14 protein-coding genes are annotated in these 16951 nt (G+C 69.5%); 11 read left to right on the forward strand and 3 right to left on the reverse strand.

Going from position 1 to position 16951, the window contains the following annotated elements; translation table 11 throughout:
- Nucleotides 1-151 precede the first annotated feature (151 nt).
- From ACFYWI_RS23185 to ACFYWI_RS23225, 9 genes are all read left to right on the forward strand, one after another.
- Nucleotides 152-892 (forward strand): 4'-phosphopantetheinyl transferase family protein, encoded by a 741-nt coding sequence (locus tag ACFYWI_RS23185; protein ID WP_389235757.1) that lies wholly within the window; start codon nucleotides 152-154, stop codon nucleotides 890-892.
- A 625-nt stretch (nucleotides 893-1517) separates the two neighbouring features.
- Nucleotides 1518-2207 (forward strand): TetR-like C-terminal domain-containing protein, encoded by a 690-nt coding sequence (locus ACFYWI_RS23190; RefSeq protein ID WP_389235760.1) that lies wholly within the window; start codon nucleotides 1518-1520, stop codon nucleotides 2205-2207.
- Nucleotides 2208-2331: 124 nt separating this feature from the next.
- Nucleotides 2332-3561: an alpha/beta hydrolase family protein gene (locus ACFYWI_RS23195; RefSeq protein ID WP_389235763.1), complete on the forward strand. Its 1230-nt coding sequence runs from the start codon at nucleotides 2332-2334 to the stop codon at nucleotides 3559-3561.
- A gap of 245 nt (nucleotides 3562-3806) precedes the next feature.
- On the forward strand, nucleotides 3807-4616 hold the full coding sequence (locus ACFYWI_RS23200; RefSeq protein ID WP_389235766.1) for a BTAD domain-containing putative transcriptional regulator: 810 nt from the start codon (nucleotides 3807-3809) through the stop codon (nucleotides 4614-4616).
- Nucleotides 4617-4849: 233 nt separating this feature from the next.
- Nucleotides 4850-4981, forward strand: coding sequence for a hypothetical protein (locus ACFYWI_RS23205; protein ID WP_389235769.1), 132 nt, complete (start codon nucleotides 4850-4852; stop codon nucleotides 4979-4981).
- Nucleotides 4982-5058: 77 nt separating this feature from the next.
- Nucleotides 5059-6921, forward strand: coding sequence for an ABC transporter ATP-binding protein (locus ACFYWI_RS23210; protein ID WP_389235773.1), 1863 nt, complete (start codon nucleotides 5059-5061; stop codon nucleotides 6919-6921).
- Between the two features lie 14 nt (nucleotides 6922-6935).
- Nucleotides 6936-7910 (forward strand): serine/threonine-protein kinase, encoded by a 975-nt coding sequence (locus ACFYWI_RS23215; protein ID WP_389235776.1) that lies wholly within the window; start codon nucleotides 6936-6938, stop codon nucleotides 7908-7910.
- Nucleotides 7911-7917: 7 nt separating this feature from the next.
- The gene (locus tag ACFYWI_RS23220; RefSeq protein WP_389235779.1) at nucleotides 7918-8496 is read left to right on the forward strand and encodes an RNA polymerase sigma factor; all 579 of its coding nucleotides are present in this window, start codon (nucleotides 7918-7920) and stop codon (nucleotides 8494-8496) included.
- On the forward strand, nucleotides 8493-9209 hold the full coding sequence (locus ACFYWI_RS23225) for a hypothetical protein (RefSeq protein ID WP_389235782.1): 717 nt from the start codon (nucleotides 8493-8495) through the stop codon (nucleotides 9207-9209). Before ACFYWI_RS23220 ends, ACFYWI_RS23225 begins: the two co-directional genes overlap by 4 nt.
- A 45-nt stretch (nucleotides 9210-9254) precedes the next feature.
- On the opposite strand, the gene ACFYWI_RS23230 is transcribed toward ACFYWI_RS23225, so the two are convergent.
- The 3 genes from ACFYWI_RS23230 to ACFYWI_RS23240 all read right to left on the reverse strand — a co-directional run bounded on the left by ACFYWI_RS23230 (nucleotide 9255) and on the right by ACFYWI_RS23240 (nucleotide 13978).
- Nucleotides 9255-10946 (reverse strand): nickel transporter, encoded by a 1692-nt coding sequence (locus tag ACFYWI_RS23230; RefSeq protein ID WP_389235785.1) that lies wholly within the window; start codon nucleotides 10944-10946, stop codon nucleotides 9255-9257.
- Complete coding sequence (locus tag ACFYWI_RS23235; protein WP_389235788.1) at nucleotides 10943-12265, reverse strand: tetratricopeptide repeat protein; 1323 nt, start codon at nucleotides 12263-12265, stop codon at nucleotides 10943-10945. Before ACFYWI_RS23235 ends, ACFYWI_RS23230 begins: the two co-directional genes overlap by 4 nt.
- 174 nt (nucleotides 12266-12439) lie before the next feature.
- Entirely contained in the window at nucleotides 12440-13978 is a 1539-nt protein-coding gene (locus ACFYWI_RS23240; RefSeq protein WP_389235791.1) for a DUF4331 domain-containing protein, read from the reverse strand.
- 781 nt (nucleotides 13979-14759) lie between these two features.
- Between ACFYWI_RS23240 and ACFYWI_RS23245 the strand changes: the two genes are divergently transcribed.
- Nucleotides 14760-15173 carry a hypothetical protein gene (locus ACFYWI_RS23245; protein WP_389235794.1) on the forward strand — a complete coding sequence of 138 codons (414 nt, stop codon included), beginning with the start codon at nucleotides 14760-14762 and terminating at the stop codon, nucleotides 15171-15173.
- Nucleotides 15174-15798: 625 nt separating this feature from the next.
- Nucleotides 15799-16800: an NAD(P)-dependent alcohol dehydrogenase gene (locus tag ACFYWI_RS23250; protein ID WP_389235797.1), complete on the forward strand. Its 1002-nt coding sequence runs from the start codon at nucleotides 15799-15801 to the stop codon at nucleotides 16798-16800.
- Nucleotides 16801-16951 lie beyond the last annotated feature (151 nt).

Below are 16951 nucleotides of genomic sequence, written 5' to 3' on the forward strand. Positions count from 1 at the left end.
CGTTTGCCGGACGGCATTGCCTGAAGGCGCTAAAACAGGGAGTGCATGCTTGTGCACGCCGCGTGGTGGCACGCGGTGCCGCTCTGGTGCGGCGCGGCAGACGATCGGACCGCGGCGGCAGGGAGCCGGATCACAGAGGAAGACGGGGGCGGTGGTGGTGGAACCAGGAGTGCCCTTCTGTGCCGGACCCCTCCTCCCCGATTCCGGGGACTGGGACGCCGTCCGCGAGAACGTGCGGCGCCACGGGTACGCGGTGTGTCACGGCCGACTGGCCGACTGGGCGTCCGCTCCGTGCGCGTCCGCGCGCGAACTCCTCGGTGCGGACTGGTCGAGGTATCAGGCGACGCGTGAACCCAGGTCACGGGCAAGGCTGTTCGGCTCCCGGCTGCTGTTGCGCCAAGCGGTCGCCGCCGCGGGTGGCGCCGACCCGGCGGGCGTGGTGCTGGAGCGGGACGCACGCGGACGCCCCGGCGTACGTGAACCGGCGGGCTTCGACGGAGCCATCAGCCACACGGCCGGCCTCCTGCTGGTCGGCGTGGCCAGAGGGTTCCGGATAGGCGTGGATGTGGAGGAGGAGGACCGGTCGCTGCTCACGCCGGGGCTGCCGGAAAAGGTCTGCCACACGCGGGAGCTCGCCGCGCTGCGGCTGCTCCCGTACGCGGAGCGCAATCGCATGCTCGTACGGCTGTGGACGCTCAAAGAGGCGTACGCGAAGGCCCTGGGCGTCGGGCTGGGGCTGGACTTCCCGAGTGTGCATTTTCAGCCACGCCGGGTCGGCCGGGACACCACTGTCTGGCGCTGTTCGGCGGCACCGGACTGGCACTTCCAAAGTGGCGTCGTCGCACGGCACTTCGTTGTCGCCGCGGCGGTCGGACCGGGATCCGGTCCATGATGGCTTGATACGAGTCAACCTTGTTTCGATACGGCATTGACTCGATGGACAGCCGGACCTAGCGTCGAAACGTACGGCAACTGAAGGAAGTTCACGCAGCACCCTCTTCTCGCGAGGAGCGGAAACCGTGACGACGAAGCCCCGGCTCCGTATCGCCGCCGAGCAGATCCCCGCCCCCGCCCCTCGCCGTTGGTGGGCGCTGGGCGTACTGCGCGTGGTCCTCGACACATCCATACCGAGCGTGGCGCCGGCCGCCGGCATCCGGGCCGGCGCGGCCGGCCTCGCCGTCGGCGGCGCGCCCCATCGACGAGCACACCGAGCTGTGGCTGCTCGAGTCCGTGTTCTTCGTCCTGGGTGTCGGCATCGCCTGTGTGATGCCATCGGCCACGATCGCCGTCATGTCCGCCCTGCCGCGGGAGAGAGCCGGTACCGGCTCGGCCGTCGGCACCACGTTCCACCGGATCGGCGGCGCCCTCGGGGTCGCCGTGCATGTCACCGCGCTGGTCGCCGCTGGAGTCACCTTCCTCGGCGCCCTCTCGGTCTGCTGCTTCTGCCTGCCCGCAGGAGCGCGGAACGCCCGGACATCCGGGCAGCGGAAAGAACCGACCACACCACGGAGGTCTGAATGCCGGCACATGTCCAGCCGGAGGCCGAGAACGGCATACCCGAAGGGCTACCCGCGTCCGGGGACAGGCGCAGGCCCGACGGCGCTCCGGTGCGCACAGCCCGGGGCGGCCGCCGGCGTGATCCTGCCGCGGACCGGGCGATCCTGGAGAGCACGCTCGGCCTGCTCGGCGAAGGGTGCAGCTTCAGCGCCCTGTCCATGGACATGGTGGCGCAGCGGGCAGCGGTCGCCCGTGCCACCATCTACCGCCGCTGGCGCAACAAGGAGGAACTGGTACTCGCTGCGCTGGGCAGCCTCGACCTTCCCCTCCCGCCTCTGGACGGACTTCCCTTGCGGGACAAACTGGTGAGCCTCGTCGACCAGATCCGGCACCGGGGGCAGGACACCGATCTGCACCGTCTGCTCGGCGGACTGCTCGGCGACGCGGTGCGCCGCCCGCAGCTGGTGGAGCGGTTCGAGGAATCGGTGGTAGCCGCGCGGGGAGATGCGCTCCGCCGGGCGCTGCGCGCGGGCGTGGACAGCGGCGAGCTGCGTCCGGGCCTGGATGTGGACCAGGCCGTCGAACTGCTCACCGGTCCCATGCTGTCCCGGCTGATTCTCCGTCAGCGCCCGGTGGAGTCCGCCGCGTTCGCCGAGTCGATCGTCGACACCTTCCTCAACGGGACGAGGACTCACGCGCAACCCCGTTAGACCCTCCCGCCCCCCTACCCGTATCCAGGACCGGCGCCACCCTCCGCACGCGCACGCACAGGTCAGCCACGACACCCGCCCGACCGGGCTTTGGAGCACTTCACTCGACCCAGGAGCCGCAGCCATGAAATTCCTCTTCGACGACCCAGCATTCGACTACGAAGCACTGCGCGCCGCCGGTTACGCCGACCTCGGCGGTGCACAGCTCGGCGAGGTCATCGCCGTCGCCTCGCGTATCCCGGACGGTGACACGGACGCCTGGCGGCGCGAGTGGACCTCCCTGGCCGAGCGGGTGCACCGGCTGGGCACGGCGGCACTCGGGGAGAAGCGGACCGTCGACGCCCGTGCCGCGCTGCTGCGCGCGCACAACTACTACCGGACGGCCGAGTTCTTCCTGCGCGACGACCCCGCCCACGACCTGGAGGCCGGCCGGCTGATGGGGCTGTCCAAGGACACGTTCGCGTCGGCCGCCGAACTGATGGAACGCGCACCGCAGTTCGTCCGTATCCCGTACGAGGACGGATGGCTGCCGGGCCACTTCTACCGGGCGGACGACTCCGCCGGCCCACGGCCCACCATCATTCACCACGGCGGGATCGACTCCACCCTCGAAGAGGGTTACTTCTTCGTCGCGGCCGCGGCGGTGGCACGCGGCTACCACTGTCTCTGCTTCGAAGGGCCGGGGCAGGGCTCGGTGCTGCGCGAACAAGGCCTCACCTTCAGGCCCGACTGGGAGAAGGTCGTCGCACCCGCGGTGGACTTCGCGCTGGCTCAGCCCGGGGTGGATGCCGAGCGTCTGGCGCTGATCGGCACCAGCCTCGGTGGCCTGCTGGCCGTTCGTGCCGCGGCGTTCGAGCACCGGCTGGCGGGCTGCGTGGCCCACGACGCGGTCTGGCAGCTCGGTGATGTCGTGGCGTTGCCTCCGTTCGTGCTGGAGTGGGTCGAGCAGGGCTGCGACGAGTTCGCCAATCCCGTGATGTACGGGATCGCGGCGCGGCAGACGTTCACCCGCTGGCTGCTGCGGCAGGCACTGTGGACGTTCGGCGCCGAGACCCCCGCCGAACTGCTCCGCCGCATGCCCGCCTTCAACCTCTCGGAGGTGGTGGGACAAGTGCGCTGCCCCGTGCTCGTACTCGACGCCGAGGAGGACATGTTCTTCTCCGGCCTTGAACACGCGAAGAAGGTGCACACGGGGCTCAACAGCGCCAAGACGCTGCATGTCTTCACCGCGGACGAGGGCGGGGGCGCCCACTGCCACTCGGGAGCCATGACTCTCTACCACGACCGGCTCTTCTCCTGGCTGGCCGAGACGCTCGCCCCGACCGGGTGCCCGCATCCTGACCGACACACCTGACAGGACGAGAGGCGGCCCGCGAAGGGGATTCCCCAGCGGGCCGCCTCTCCCGCTCCGACACACCACCGCCTCAACAATTGAATTCCAGCCGACGCGATGGCCGAAATGAGACATTCGGGCCGCATCTCGGCTGTTATCTTCCTCTTAATGACCACGTAACGACCGTCGCGCTAGGCTCTCTATCGGCAAGCGTGTACTCCATGCGACATCAGGGAGTAGACGGGGGATTCCGAACTATCGAATGCGTGACACGCATTCAGGGGGTTTACGTGTCCCTGCACTCTGCGCAAAACGGCCGGCCGCTGCGCTATGAAGTGCTCGGCAGGCTGAGGGTGACCCGTGGCGATGTCGACCTGACGCCGGCGTCACCGAAGATCGCGAAGCTGCTTGCTCTCCTGACCATCCGGGCGGGGGAGACCGTACCGGGAGACAAACTGGTCGCGGAGTTGTGGGAGCAGCAGCCACCGCGGTCCGCGACCGCGAGCCTGCGCGTCTACGTGTCGCAATTGCGGAAACTTCTCAGTGAACCCGGAATGGCCTCGCCGATCATCACTGTGTCACCCGGTTATATTCTCAATATCGGTAGGGCGCAGCTCGATGTCCGGATGTTCGACGAACTCTACGAAAGCGGCAGAGCCCATTACTTCGCGGCTGACCATCCGGCCGCAGCGGAGCACCTCGAACAGGCCCTCGCCGTTTGGCGGGGGCCTGTCCTGGACGGTATTCCAGGATCCCTGGAGATCAACTCGTTCGCGGCCGTCGAGGAGGAAAAGCGGCTCAACTGCATCGAGCTGAATATCGAATCGGCCCTGGCTCTCGGCCGGCACTACGCCGTGATCGAGGAACTCAAGGGCCTGGTGGTCCAGCATCCGCTGCGGGAGCCCTTCCACCGTCAGCTGATGGTCGCTCTGTACCGCGTGGGGCGGCAGAGCGATGCCCTGGGCGTGTACCGCAGGGTCCGGCAGATCATCAGGGAGGAGCTCGGAATCGAGCCCGGCCGACCGCTGCGCCTCGCACAGGAGGCCATCCTCCGGGCGGACCCGCTGGAGGTATGACGCCTCCCTGCGCCGACGGTGCGGCGGGACAGCTTCCATCTGCGCCCTGCGGTCGCTCCGGAGCTCCATGTGGTCCCTCCCCTGCCGGCGGTCCCCCCACCGGAAGCCGCACTGCCCGCCGACAACCGTCCGGGCCTGCGGATACGAGGAGCGCAAGAAATTTCCCCGGAGCGCCATCCAACGGCCGCTCCGATACGTATCTGGTCTGGAGGCACGTTGCAGGAGGGAAGCTCATGATCTTCAGCCATCTCAGTCCCGCGAAGGACCGTCGCCGCAAGAAGGACAGGACGTCGAACCGCTCCGACTCCGACAGCACCGGCAAGCGCCGTCGTCGTCGCCGTACCACCACCCATGGTCACAAGTGACCGCAGACAAAGGCTGAGCGGGCCCGGAGCCAGGGCTCCCGTCCCGCTCAACCCGTGATCCATGAGGAACGCGTGCCATGGCGCGTGTCTCGCGGCATGTCCTGCGTCGGCTGCTGTCGGTGGCCGATGACCCCGATGCCGTCGTCGCCGCCGCCCCTCCGGTCGCCCCGCGTGAGGTGTTCCGGCGCTTCTGGCCCTATACACGCGGTGGCCGGCGCTGGCTCGTTCCCCTGCTCGGCTTCAGCGTGATCGGACCCGTCATCGACGCGGCCGAGATCTGGCTCTTCAAGATCGTGGTGGACGACGTCCTCGTCCCGCGCGATCTGGGCCCCTTCCTCTGGATCGCCCTTGCGTACGTAGGCCTCATCGTCAGCTCCGGCATCCTGGGATTCGCCGACGACGTGCTGTCCACCTGGGTCAGCGAGCGGTTCCTGCTGGCCCTGCGGTCGGATGTGTTCCGGCATGTCCAGTCACTCTCGCTCGGGTTCTTCGAGCGGCGGCGCCTGGGGGACGTGCTGTCCCGTGTCACCGGCGACGTCGACGCGGTCGAGACGTTCCTCCTCTCAGGAGTGGCGAACGGCCTCTATCACGTCATCCGCCTGGGCGTCTTCCTCGGCCTGCTGTTCTACCTGAGGTGGGATCTGACTCTCCTCGCACTCGTCATCGTGCCGCTGTTCTGGTGCTCGGCCCGGCGTTTCTCCCGGCTGATCAGGGCGGCGTCACGGGAACGCAGACGGCGCAGCGGCTCGATCAGCGCGATCGCCGAGGAGTCGCTCGGCAACGTTGCTCTGGTCCAGGCGTACAACCGTCAGGAGTGGGAGGAGAACCGCTTCGAGCGCGAGAACGTGGGCAGGTTCCGCGCCGCGATGGCATCGGCGCGGATCCGCGCCGTCTACGGGCCGATCGTCGAGATCATCGAGTTGACCGGGGCGCTGGCCGTGATGGCGCTGGGCACCTGGAAGCTGGCGCAGGGACAGCTCACGCTGGGCGGGCTGCTGGTCTTCCTCGCGCTGCTGAGCAAGCTCTACAGCCCCATCCGCGACCTGTCCCACCTCACCAACACCTTCTACGCGGCGTCGGCCTCCGCCGAGCGGATCATCGAGTTGCTCGACCAGCGCCCCCAGGTCGCCGAAGCCGCCGACGCCCGGCGGATCGGGCGTGCCCGCGGGGACGTGGAGTTCGACGGGGTTTCCTTCCGCTATCCCGGCACGTCGCGGTGGGCACTGTCCGATGTGTCGTTCCGAGTGGAGCCCGGCTGGACGCTGGCGGTGGTCGGGGCGAGCGGTGCCGGCAAGTCCACGGTGGCGAAGCTGCAACTGCGCTTCTACGACCCGGAGCAGGGGGCGGTCCGCCTCGACGGCACCGATCTGAAGGACCTCCAGCTGTCCGAACTGCGCGAGAACGTCGCGGTGGTACTGCAGGAGACCCTCGTCTTTCACGGCACCGTGCGCGAGAACATCGCCTACGGCCGCCCGGACGCGACAGAGGCGGACATCGTCGCAGCGGCCCGCGCCGCCGACGCGCACGACTTCATCCGGCTCCTTCCGGAGGGTTACGACACCCTGGTGGGCCAGCGCGGCCGGATGCTCTCCGGCGGGCAGCGCCAACGCCTCGCGATCGCCCGCGCGATGATCAGGGACGCACCCGTACTGCTCCTCGACGAGCCGACCACGGGCCTGGACGCCCAGTCGGGTTGGCGGATCATGGAGCCCCTGCGCCGGCTGATGGCCGGGCGGACCACCCTCGTCATCTCCCACAATCTGCTCACGGTCCGCGACGCGACATGGATCGTGGTGCTGGACCATGGCCGGGTCGTCGAGCACGGCACGCACGAGGACCTGCTCGTACGCGGCGGGACCTACGCCCGGCTTCACCGGCTGAACGCAGCGACCGGCACCGTACCCGCCCTCTCCCGACCCGCGGGCACAGTGCTCCCATGACCGAGGGGGCTCTCATGAGCCACGCCACAGCACGACCCGCTCCGCCGCCCCTGGCGCCCGGAACGAGGCCCGCGCCGGGCTACGAGGTGCTGGCGCACCTCACCCGGACCGGATGGCTCGACCTCTACGACAGCTGGAGCGAGGAACGGGGCTGCCGATGCGTGGTGAAAGTGGTGCGCCCCGACCGCCGTCACGAGGAGCGGCTGCGCGATCGGCTGCTGCGGGAGGGCGACTGGCTCCGGGCCTTCACCCATCCGCACCTGGTACGTGCCTACGAGATCTTCGAGTCGCCCGAGCCGCTCGTCGTCATGGAGACGCTGACCGGCGAAACGCTGTCCCACCTCATCCACAGGTTGCGGCGCCGGCCGGCCGCCGAGGACGTGGCCCTCCTCGGTGTGCACCTGTGTTCCGCGATCCACTACCTCCATCGGCAGGGCCTGCTGCACCTGGACCTCAAGCCGTCCAACGTCGTCGTCGACCGCGGGCACGCCAAAGTGCTCGACCTCAGCGTCGCGCGTCCGCCCGGCATCGCCCCGCCCGGCGTGGGCACCTTCTGCTATCTCGCTCCCGAGCAGGCACACGGCGGGCCGCTGTCGGCCGCCGCCGACGTGTGGGGCATCGGCGTCACCTTGTACGAGGTCGCCACGGGCGATACGCCGTTCGACAGCGGCGAACCCGATGACGAGACCGATGATGGGACCCTGCACGGGCGCGTGGACGGGACCGGGGGCAGCGTCGAACCGGACGGCCGGAACGACTGGTATCCCCAGCTCGAGGGAACGGCCCCGCCGATAGCCTCCCGCCGACGCCTGCCGCGCGACCTCGCCGCGGCCATCGACGGCTGCCTCCGGCCCGATCCGGCCGCCCGGCCCACGATCCCCGAACTCGCCGCCGCTCTCGACGCCTGTCCGCCCGGGCTGCGGTGCCATGGCGCACCGCCTTCGGCCGCCCGACGCGGCAGGCAATCCCTCCAGGACGGTGTTACGTAGTGGAGGTATGCATCAGATGGGCCTTTCCTTGGAGCAGATGGCCGACGACGCCCTGCTCGCAGGCCTGACGACCGACGATCCCGAGATCGCCGTGGCGTTCGTCCGCCGATTCCAGCAGAAGGTCTTCGGGGTCGCCATCACGGTGACCGGCGACGCGCAGCTCGCCGAGGACGTCGCCCAGCAGACCTTCGAACGAGCCTGGCGGCACGCCCAGGTCTACGACTCGCGCCGCGGATCCGTCCGCACCTGGCTGACGGCCATAGCGCACAATCTGGCGATCGACGCCGTACGGTCCCGCAGGGCCTTTCCGGTCGATCCCGGCGACCTGGCGCCGTTGCTGGACGCCGTCACCCAGACACCGGAACGGCAGGCGATCGCGGACGAGACCTCGGCGGAAGTGCGCAGCGCCATCGCCGAACTTCCACCCGGCCAGGCACGCGCCGTGGTGATGGCCGGTATCTACGGGATGACCGCCCAGCAGATCGCCGACGTCGAAAAGGTGCCGCTCGGGACCGCCAAGACCAGGATCAGGACGGCCGTCGGCAGGCTTCGAGTCTCCTTGTCGGACAGGGAGGACAGCTCATGAACGACGTCGGCCCCTACACCTGCCACGAGCTGCGGGAGAACGGTGCGGAACTGGCACTCGGCGTCCTGCCCGCCCGCGAGCGGGCCGCAGCGGTCGCCCACCTCCAGCACTGCTCCGCCTGCCGCGAACACGTCCGTGAACTGGCGCGCACGGTCGACGGACTGGTGGACCTCGTCCCGGGCTGCGAACCGCCCGTGGGGTTCGAGGGGCGAGTGCTGGAGCGCATCGGACTGCCGTCCCGGCGCAGCCGCCATCGCAGGCTGCTGCGTCGCGCCGTGCTCGCCATGGCAGCCGTCGTGGCGGCCTTCGCCCTCGCCCTGGGCGGATGGGCGGTCGGACGTCTGCAGGATTCCCAGGCGCCCACCGCTTCGGGTACCTCCGTCCCGAACACCGGCACCTCACTGCTCACCGGCACGCTCACCTCGGCGGGCCGGTCCGTCGGGGAGGCATTCGCCCACACCGGGGCGTCGCCCTGGCTGTACGTCGCTCTGGATGCCGATGCCGTCGAGGAGAGGATCAGCGGCACAGTCCGGTGTCAGATCGAGCGCGCCGACGGCTCGACCGCCACGGTCGGCACCTTCCGCGTCTCCAAGGGCTACGCCCACTGGGGAAGCCCCTATCCGGCGGGTACCGCCCCCATCACCGCGGTCCATCTGCTCGCTGCCGACGGCTCCGTGCTCGCCACCAGCAGCTTCCCGGCACCGCACCGGTGAGGACCGCATCGGCGCACAGAATGCCGCTCCCTCTGGACGCCCGGCTCAACTCAGCGCGGCCGCTGCCCCCCTGAGCAGGAGTCCGCACCCGAGCATGAAGACGACAGCGGCCGATCCGAGCGGGGCCGCCCGACGAGCCAGTGCAACGAACCGGCCCCGAGGCCGCAGCGCCAGCCTGCGCGTCGTGGTCTCCCGCAGCCGCACCACCGCGAACCCCGCCCCCGCCAGGGTGAGCGCCAGCCCGGCCCCGTACGCCAGCACCAGCAGAAACCCGAACCATGCCTGGCCGAGTGCCGCCGCGCCGACCAGGACGACGACTGCGGACGGACTCGGGACGAGTCCGCCGGCGAGGCCGAGGAGGACGACCCCCCGCAGGCCGGGGGCGGGAGGGCTGTGGCTGTGGCTGTGGCTGTGCTCGTGGCCGGGGTCCGCGGGCGTGCGGGCAGGGGGCGGATGTTCAGCCCCGTGCTCGTGCCCGTGAGCGGCAGCGAGAACGGGCACCCGCTCCTCGGCGCGCGAAGGCTCCTCACCGACGCCGTGCGCATGCCCGTGGTCATGCCCGTGCCCGTGGTCGTGTCCCTGGTCATGCCCGTGCGCGTGATCCGGGCCGTGCCCATGCCCGTGCCCATGCGCGTGGTCATGCCCGTGCCCGTGGCTGTGCCCATGGAGGGCGTGACGCCGTCGCCACGCCCTGCGCAGCAGCAGCGCCCCCGCGAAGGCCACCAGGGTCCCGCTCGCCACGGCCAGCCAGGACACAACAGTGGGCGCCGCGGCGGACCCCGCGGTGATCAAGCCGCCCAGGGCGAAGACGCCCATGGTGTGGCTCATGGTCACCGAAGCCCCGAGGGCGAGTACGTCGCGCAGTGAACTGCGGCCGCCTGCCGTCGCCGCGGCGGCCATCATGGTCTTGCCGTGGCCGGGCGCCAGCGCATGCATGGCGCCCAGCAGCAGGGACGCGCCGAGCGCGAGCGCGCCGAAGCCGACGGTCAGTTCGTGCCGGGCCACCAGCCCGGTCAGCGCCTGCGCCCAGCGGTCCGCGCCCCGCGGCAGTACGCCCGCCGCCGGGGAACCACTTGTCTCGTCCTCACTCCCGTTGAGGGTCGGCCCGCCCGGACGGATCGTGAAGTCGGCCGAGCGGCGGTCGGGCGGCGAGGAGAGCAGATCGTCGGGGTACGCGGTCAGCCGACGGGAGGTGGAGTCCCGTGGCACGTCCGACCCCGAGAGCGTCATCCGATCGCCCCGCGCGGTGATCTCCCGCCATCCCGCACCTGTCGCGGCATCCGCCGGGTGGTACGAGACCTGGAGCCGCTCGCCTCGCGGCAGCGGCGCCGTCAGCGCACAGGTCACGCGCAGCGTCTGCAACCCGGCCTGCCCGGGACGTACCTGCGCCTTTGCGCTCCCCGCCGAGACCGAAGACGCGTCATCGCCGCCGACCGTGAGCCGGGCGTCCCGAGCCGCGGCGTCGCACCGCCCACGAGCCCACGCCGACAGTTCGGACGGCGTCAGCCGGTCGTTCCCGTCGGTGTCGATGCGGGGCTGTTCCTGTGCGGTCGGGATCTCCGCCAGGTCCTCCACATGGTCCACGCGCAGCTGCCCAGGCGCCGCGACAAGACCGTCGTACTGGTTCACGGTGAAGTTCCCGAGTGGATGTGCTTGCGCCGCCTGGGCGGGGAGCAGGGCCAGAGCCGCGCCCGCCACCAGCGTGGCGAGCGCGCCGGCGGCGGTACGCCGATTCATGATTCCCCCCGACGCCCGGACGGCTCGGCCAGCGCGGACTTGGCCTCGCGTACCCCTGTGGGCGAGAAGCCCGGGTTCAGTTCGAGCGCGGCGCGCAGATCGCGGCGCGCGGCCCCGTCGTCGCCCAGCGCGCGCTCGATCATGCCCCGGTGGAAGAGGAACGACGCGTTGCGATACCCGGGTGCGTCGGCCGTCGCCTTCTTCGCGTACGGAAGTGCCTCCCGGTCCTTGCCGTTCGCATGGAGTGCCCAGGCGAGCGCGTCCGCCGTGTGGACGCTCCGGCGACGGGCCCATTCGGCGCGCGCCGACCTCAACGCCTCGCGGACGTCGCCGTGGTCGGCCTCGATGAGGGCCGACTCCAGGTCCGTGGTGACGCCGTTGGCGCGGGCCAGCCGCGTCCACGTGCCGACCAGTGCGTACTGCTCCTTTGCTTGTTTGCGCTGCCCGTCCGCCTCGCGCAGTTCGCCGAGTGCGGCGAGCTGGCCCGGCAGCGGGTAACGGCGTACGACCTCTTCGAGGTCGGCCAGCGCACGCTTGGTACTGCCTTGCGCGGCATGGGTACGCCCCCGCCCCTCCAGCGCCGGCAGATACTCCGGATCGGCGCGCAGCGCGGTCGCATAGTGGTCCAGCGCCGTCTTGTACTGTCCCTGACTCCAGGCCAGTTGGCCCAGCGCGGTGGCGACGTATGCCACATCCGCGGTGGTGGACGCGGAGTCCAGCGCCCGCAGCAGAACCCGGCGCGCCCCCTTCGTGTCGCCGCGCAGCTCCAGGACATACGCGTATCGGGTGAAGACCGGGATGCCGGGGCGCCGCCGGTCGGCGAGCCGCACCGCCCGCTGCGCCTCGTCGTAGCGGCCGAGTTCGACAAGCGCGTCGACCCGGCTGGCCAGTGCCCGCTCGCTGTACGGGTTCACCCGCAGTGCCCGGTCCGCCTGGACCAGCGCCGTCCCGAAGTCGTGCCGGGCGGCGGCCAGCGCCGCCCGCCCCGCGAGCGCCGCGTCGTTCTCGTCGGCCGGTCGCAGCTTCAGTGACCGTTCGAACGACTTCTCCGCCTGCGGATACCGTGTCGGGTCGCCGCTGGTCCGCGCCTGCTCGACATACGCTGCGCCCAGTGTCGCCCACCCGATGGCGTCCTTGGGCTGCGCCTTGAGGTGCTTCTGCAAGCCCTCGATGCCCTGTGCCAGGCCCCCCGACGTCAGCCGCTCGACGGGCACATCCGCCGCGAGCACGGGCGCTGCCCGCCCCGGCCGCTCGGAGTCTCCTTCCGCGCCGATGGCCACCGAGGTGGCGGTGAGCCCCACGGCCAGGGCCACAGCCACTGCGATCCGCCGGCGCGGCCCAGGCCCTCGCTCAGGTCCTCGCGCGAACCGGGGCTTCCGTACGGGCATCGATCTCGCCTTTCTCGGTCTTCTCGGTGGGGTGGCCCGGCGGCGCCGCAGGGGGGAGCGGAGGGCGCCGCCGGGCCGGTCAGGAGTGGGGGACGTCCGCGGAGGTCAGCCCATCCAGGAGCGGCGTGCGGTACGGCGGCGGGAACGCAGCCAGACCATGCCGAGGCCGGCCAGCAGCACACCTGCGGCCGCCGAGGCGTACATCACCGTGTTGTCGTCCCACGACCCGGTGAGCGAGGACGCTCCTCCCGTCAGCCCCGTGGCGTTCTTCTTGGTCGAGTTCGCGGCTGCCCTGGTGTCGGAGCCGGCGGCGGGCAGGGCGACGTACGGGAAGGTCGTGCCGAACTCCTTGTCGTTGGCGTCGACCGCGTCACCCAAGTCGTTCTTGGAGCCGACGAGTTCGCCCTCGACCACCTGCAACGCGATGTCGAGCACGTCGTCCGTCAGCCGCCGCCCGTTGGGGAAGCCCGCGTTGTCGCCGTCCAGGACACCCAGCCGCTTCGGCTTCGAGGTGGGTTTGATGGAGGTGTTGAGCCGCAGCATCTCCGAGGCCGTCACCCCCGGAGGCTGGTTGAGCTCCTCGACACCGGTCAGGAACACCGAGACGAGGTCGTTCCGCGGTTCCGCCGGAGCCTTGATCTTGTAGATCGAGTCGATGAGTTTCGGCAGCTCCGGTTCGGTCACGTTCTTCAGGAAGTCACCGTCGTTCGCGGGCGAGGAAGCGTTGAACTTGTCCTTGTCCTTGACCGGGTTGACCACTTCGTTGACCAGCGGCATGCCGAGCCGCGACACCTGGGTCCAGTCGCCGTAGGCGTTCTTGCGCGCCGTCGTCGAGTAGATGCCGACGACGGGCTGCTTGTGCGACTGACGGATGTACGAGTTGGGCACCTGCAGGGCGATGGTGTTGACGTTGTAGCCGCCCAGCGTGTCGTTGCCGACCTCCGACAGGTCACCGCCGTACAGCAGGTCGAACACCCGCAGATCGAGGAAGAACGGGTCGTCGGCCTGACCGGCGAACGCCTTGAGGCCGCCGGGGATCTTCCGGACAGCCTGGTCGCGCAGCTTCTGGTAGTCGGGCATCGACGCCTTGCCGACGTTCGAAGGAGCGACCGGCAGACCCTCCGCCACCTTGTGTTCCGAGACGACCTTGTTGTGCTCCAGCCTCAGCAGCTCGATGTCGTAGGTCTGGGTGAAGTTGAGGTCCGGGTCGTCCAGGCTCTCCACCACACCCGTGTTGTAGAGGAAGGTGAGGTCGTTCTTGCGGTGGTCCTTGAAGGTGAACCGGTACAGCAGGTCGTCCTGGGCGTCACCGTCGCTGTCGATGTGGATGTCATAGCGGGCGTCGTTGGCGAACGTGTAGAAGTTCGGACCGCCCCCCGGTTCCTGGAACGGCAGCCAGTTCGCCACCAGTGTCGTCGTGTCGGGGTGATCAGGGCTGACGAACGCGTACACATCCGTGTTGTCGAACTGGGGCTGCCCCGAGATCAGGGGGGCTTCCCGGTGGCTCGATGCCGTCGCCGTCTCCGGCTGCAGCATCGCCACCCCGGCGGTTGTGAGCCCCCCTGCGGCCAGTGCACCGCAGGCGATCAGAGCGACGCTCCTGCGTCCCAGCCGAGGCCACCCGCTTCTGATGATTGCGGTCATTGCGTCCGTCCTTCATCCGTCATCCGGTCTGCTCCGGCTTGCTGTACGTCCAATACGTGCGTCACCCCGGTCTTGTTCGGACGTGATCGCAACGAGTTCGGCGCCGGGCCTCTTGAGGGCGTCGTAACAGAGCGGTTCGGGCAGGGATGCGGCACTCGTCGGCGCAGGTGACATCGGTCGGCGGGCTGCTGCCCGAGGCGGAATCGGTGACCGTGTGGGGCGGGCAGCGGGGGAGCCCCGCCCGATGTGACCCAGCGTCAGCGGGGAGGTGGCGGGCAAAGGTCACCCGTTCTGGGAATGGGAGCAGTCCGACGCGAGCGGCCCTGTGTGTGGGGGGGCCATGCTCGCCGTGCTCGCCGACGTCCGGCGCGAGCTGATGGTGGCGAACACGAACGACGGGCTTGCTTGCGCGCGGGCCCGCAGTCGGGGCGGCGGGCGCCGGCCCAGGAGGACCGCGGTCGCGACGTCCCTACCGCTCCTTTGTGGCTGGTGTCTCAGCCAGGACTCCGGGGCCGTTTCATGGTGGCTGCAAACGCCCGGTCACTCGTCTTTCTCGTATTATCCGACTGCTCTGTCGTGGAAATACCCGTCCGACGAAGCGGTGAAACAGCGCAATGATGCAGTGAGGGGATGTGTGAATCGCAGCTGATTTCCCTTCAAAAATACTTTGCTTCCTTCGGGTTGTCCCCAGCTATGACCATCGAGGCCGAAGTGTGCCCATCATAAGAGCAACCGCATGGGCCGAATTGCAGCCCTGCAATGACGGGACAGGAGATCGCACATGGCCGAAGAAGTCGTGGCCACATTCGCTGGTCCGCTGAACTCATTCGCCATCAACCTCACTCTCAGCAACGCGAGTAGTTCTGAGGTTCAATCGGTAGGTATCAGCGGCCGTACGGCCAAGTTCCCCGTCACCTGGGACAGTATGGGAAGCTTCGCAGGCCCCGCGACGCTCACGAGCACAGCCGGTGTGGACACCGAGGTCGTGGTCGCGAATTTCTCCGGTTTCGCAGCCGGGGAGCAGGTGTCGTTCACCGGAATCGATCCCGACTTCACCGGCGCCCCGTCAGCCGGGGTGAGGGTCCTCGACATGTCCGGGGCCCGGGCTTTCGTGCAATTCGCGGACGGTACAACTGGCTTCGGTGAGTTCGAGGCGACCACCGCGGGAACACTCCGCGCGGTCATCTCGAAGTAGCCGGGCAGGCGAGTGGCCGAGGGGGATCTCCCCCTCGGCCTTTTTGGGTGCGCGGCGTCGAGTTCCGCGTCGGCCCATCGGCCCTACGGAAGGACGACGGTCCTGATCTGCCGTTCGGACGGTCGACCCCGTGTGGTCGAGCACAATGCGCACCACATGGTCCGGTGTGGGAACGGATTCGCCCGGGCCGAAGATGCCGCCGGAGTCCGACACTTCGGCACGGCCCCGGTCAACGCGCTGAGCAAGGTCTCCGGTCCGATGGCCGTACCCCGCCTGCCCAAGTTCTCGCCGACCGCGCGATCAGCCGCCGTTGGGCGAAGTGACCCTCCCGGCTGTCGGTGACGGTCACCGCCTGGGGTTCGATACCCAGGACCAGGCGGCCGAACGCGTAGCCCCGCGCCCGCCTGTCGGTGCCGCTCGGTACGGACGTTTCGGCTGGGAGGTCAAAAAAACTTTACATCGGGTGGGCTCTGCCCTACGGTCTGCATGTCAAACAAACTTGACATGGAAGCTCGTATGGCGGAGCCGGACAGGCTCGCGAAAGCGTTGGGCGTGCCCCGCCTCCAGCGCTCGGTGCTCCGCCCGATGGCGCGTTCCAGTACCCGCTCGGCGAAGGCGAGACACCGTGAAGGCAATCGTGCAGGACGCGTACGGCCCACCCGACGTCCTCGAACTCAAGGACATCGACACCCCGGTCGTCGGGGACGACGATGTCCTGGTCCGCGTCCACGCGGCGAGCGTCAACCCGGCTGACTGGCACTTCATGAGAGGCCAGGCGTACATCGTGCGCCTGGTGGGGTTCGGGGTGGGGTTCGGGCCGCTGGGGCCGAGGAACAGGGTTCGGGGGATCGACGTGGCCGGGCGCGTCGAGGCGGTCGGAAAGAACGTGACCCGGTTCCGACGGGGTGACGCGGTGTTCGGCCAGGGCGCCGGCTCCTTCGCCGAGTACACGTGTGCCCGCGGGAGCGCGCTGGCGCCGATGCCGGCGAATCTCACCTTTGAGCAGGCCGCAGCCGTTCCCGAGGCAGCGGCAACCGCCCTCCAGGGACTGCGCGAGACAGGGCGGATCGAGGCAGGACAGCGCGTCCTGATCAATGGCGCCTCAGGGGGTGTGGGCACCTTCGCCGTACAACTGGCCAAGGCGTTCGGCGCGAACGTGACCGGCGTGTGCAGCGCGAGGAACGTGGACCTGGTGCGATCCATCGGCGCGGACGAGGTGGTCGACTACACACGAGAGGACTTCACCCAGCGCCCCCGGCGTTACGATCTCATCCTCGATCTGGTGGGAAACCGCTCGTTGTCGGACTGCAGACGCGTACTCGCCCCGGAGGGGACGCTCGTACTCTCCAGCGGAGGCGGAGGTCGTTGGTTCGGGCCGGTGGGTCTCATCGTCAAGGCGCTCGGCGTGTCACCGTTCGTGCGCCAGAGGCTGCGCCCGCTCGTCGTCACGCCGAGCGCGCAGAACCTGACCGTTCTCACGGATCTCATCGAATCCGGGAAGGTGACACCTGTCATCGACCGGACGTATCTGCTGGCCGAGACCCCCGAAGCCATCCGCTATCAGGAGGAAGGCCGCGCCCGCGGCAAGGTCGTCGTCACAGCGCAGGTGGCCGCGACGGCCGGGTGAGTACGCCGGCCTACCAGCTCGTCGTCCCATCTGCTGGACGAGCCCGGTACCGCGGACCAGTATGAGGTCTGCCTCAACCCGAGGACGCAGGACGCTCCCACCCTGTCCTCGCAGCCGGACCGTGCCCGCTCTCAGGAGGAGACCCAGCAGC

This window comes from Streptomyces sp. NPDC002889 (genome assembly GCF_042888425.1).
Taxonomy (GTDB): Bacteria; Actinomycetota; Actinomycetes; order Streptomycetales; family Streptomycetaceae; genus Streptomyces.

Bases quoted from the DNA above. Each gene is read 5' to 3' on its own strand.
- ACFYWI_RS23190 (WP_389235760.1), top strand. From the start codon at position 1,518: ATGCCGGCACATGTCCAGCCGGAGGCCGAGAACGGCATACCCGAAGGG.
- ACFYWI_RS23195 (WP_389235763.1), top strand. From the start codon at position 2,332: ATGAAATTCCTCTTCGACGACCCAGCATTCGACTACGAAGCACTGCGC.
- ACFYWI_RS23205 (WP_389235769.1), top strand. From the start codon at position 4,850: ATGATCTTCAGCCATCTCAGTCCCGCGAAGGACCGTCGCCGCAAGAAG.
- ACFYWI_RS23210 (WP_389235773.1), top strand. From the start codon at position 5,059: ATGGCGCGTGTCTCGCGGCATGTCCTGCGTCGGCTGCTGTCGGTGGCC.
- ACFYWI_RS23215 (WP_389235776.1), top strand. From the start codon at position 6,936: ATGAGCCACGCCACAGCACGACCCGCTCCGCCGCCCCTGGCGCCCGGA.
- ACFYWI_RS23220 (WP_389235779.1), top strand. From the start codon at position 7,918: ATGCATCAGATGGGCCTTTCCTTGGAGCAGATGGCCGACGACGCCCTG.
- ACFYWI_RS23225 (WP_389235782.1), top strand. From the start codon at position 8,493: ATGAACGACGTCGGCCCCTACACCTGCCACGAGCTGCGGGAGAACGGT.
- ACFYWI_RS23230 (WP_389235785.1), bottom strand. From the start codon at position 10,946: ATGAATCGGCGTACCGCCGCCGGCGCGCTCGCCACGCTGGTGGCGGGC.
- ACFYWI_RS23240 (WP_389235791.1), bottom strand. From the start codon at position 13,978: ATGACCGCAATCATCAGAAGCGGGTGGCCTCGGCTGGGACGCAGGAGC.
- ACFYWI_RS23245 (WP_389235794.1), top strand. From the start codon at position 14,760: ATGGCCGAAGAAGTCGTGGCCACATTCGCTGGTCCGCTGAACTCATTC.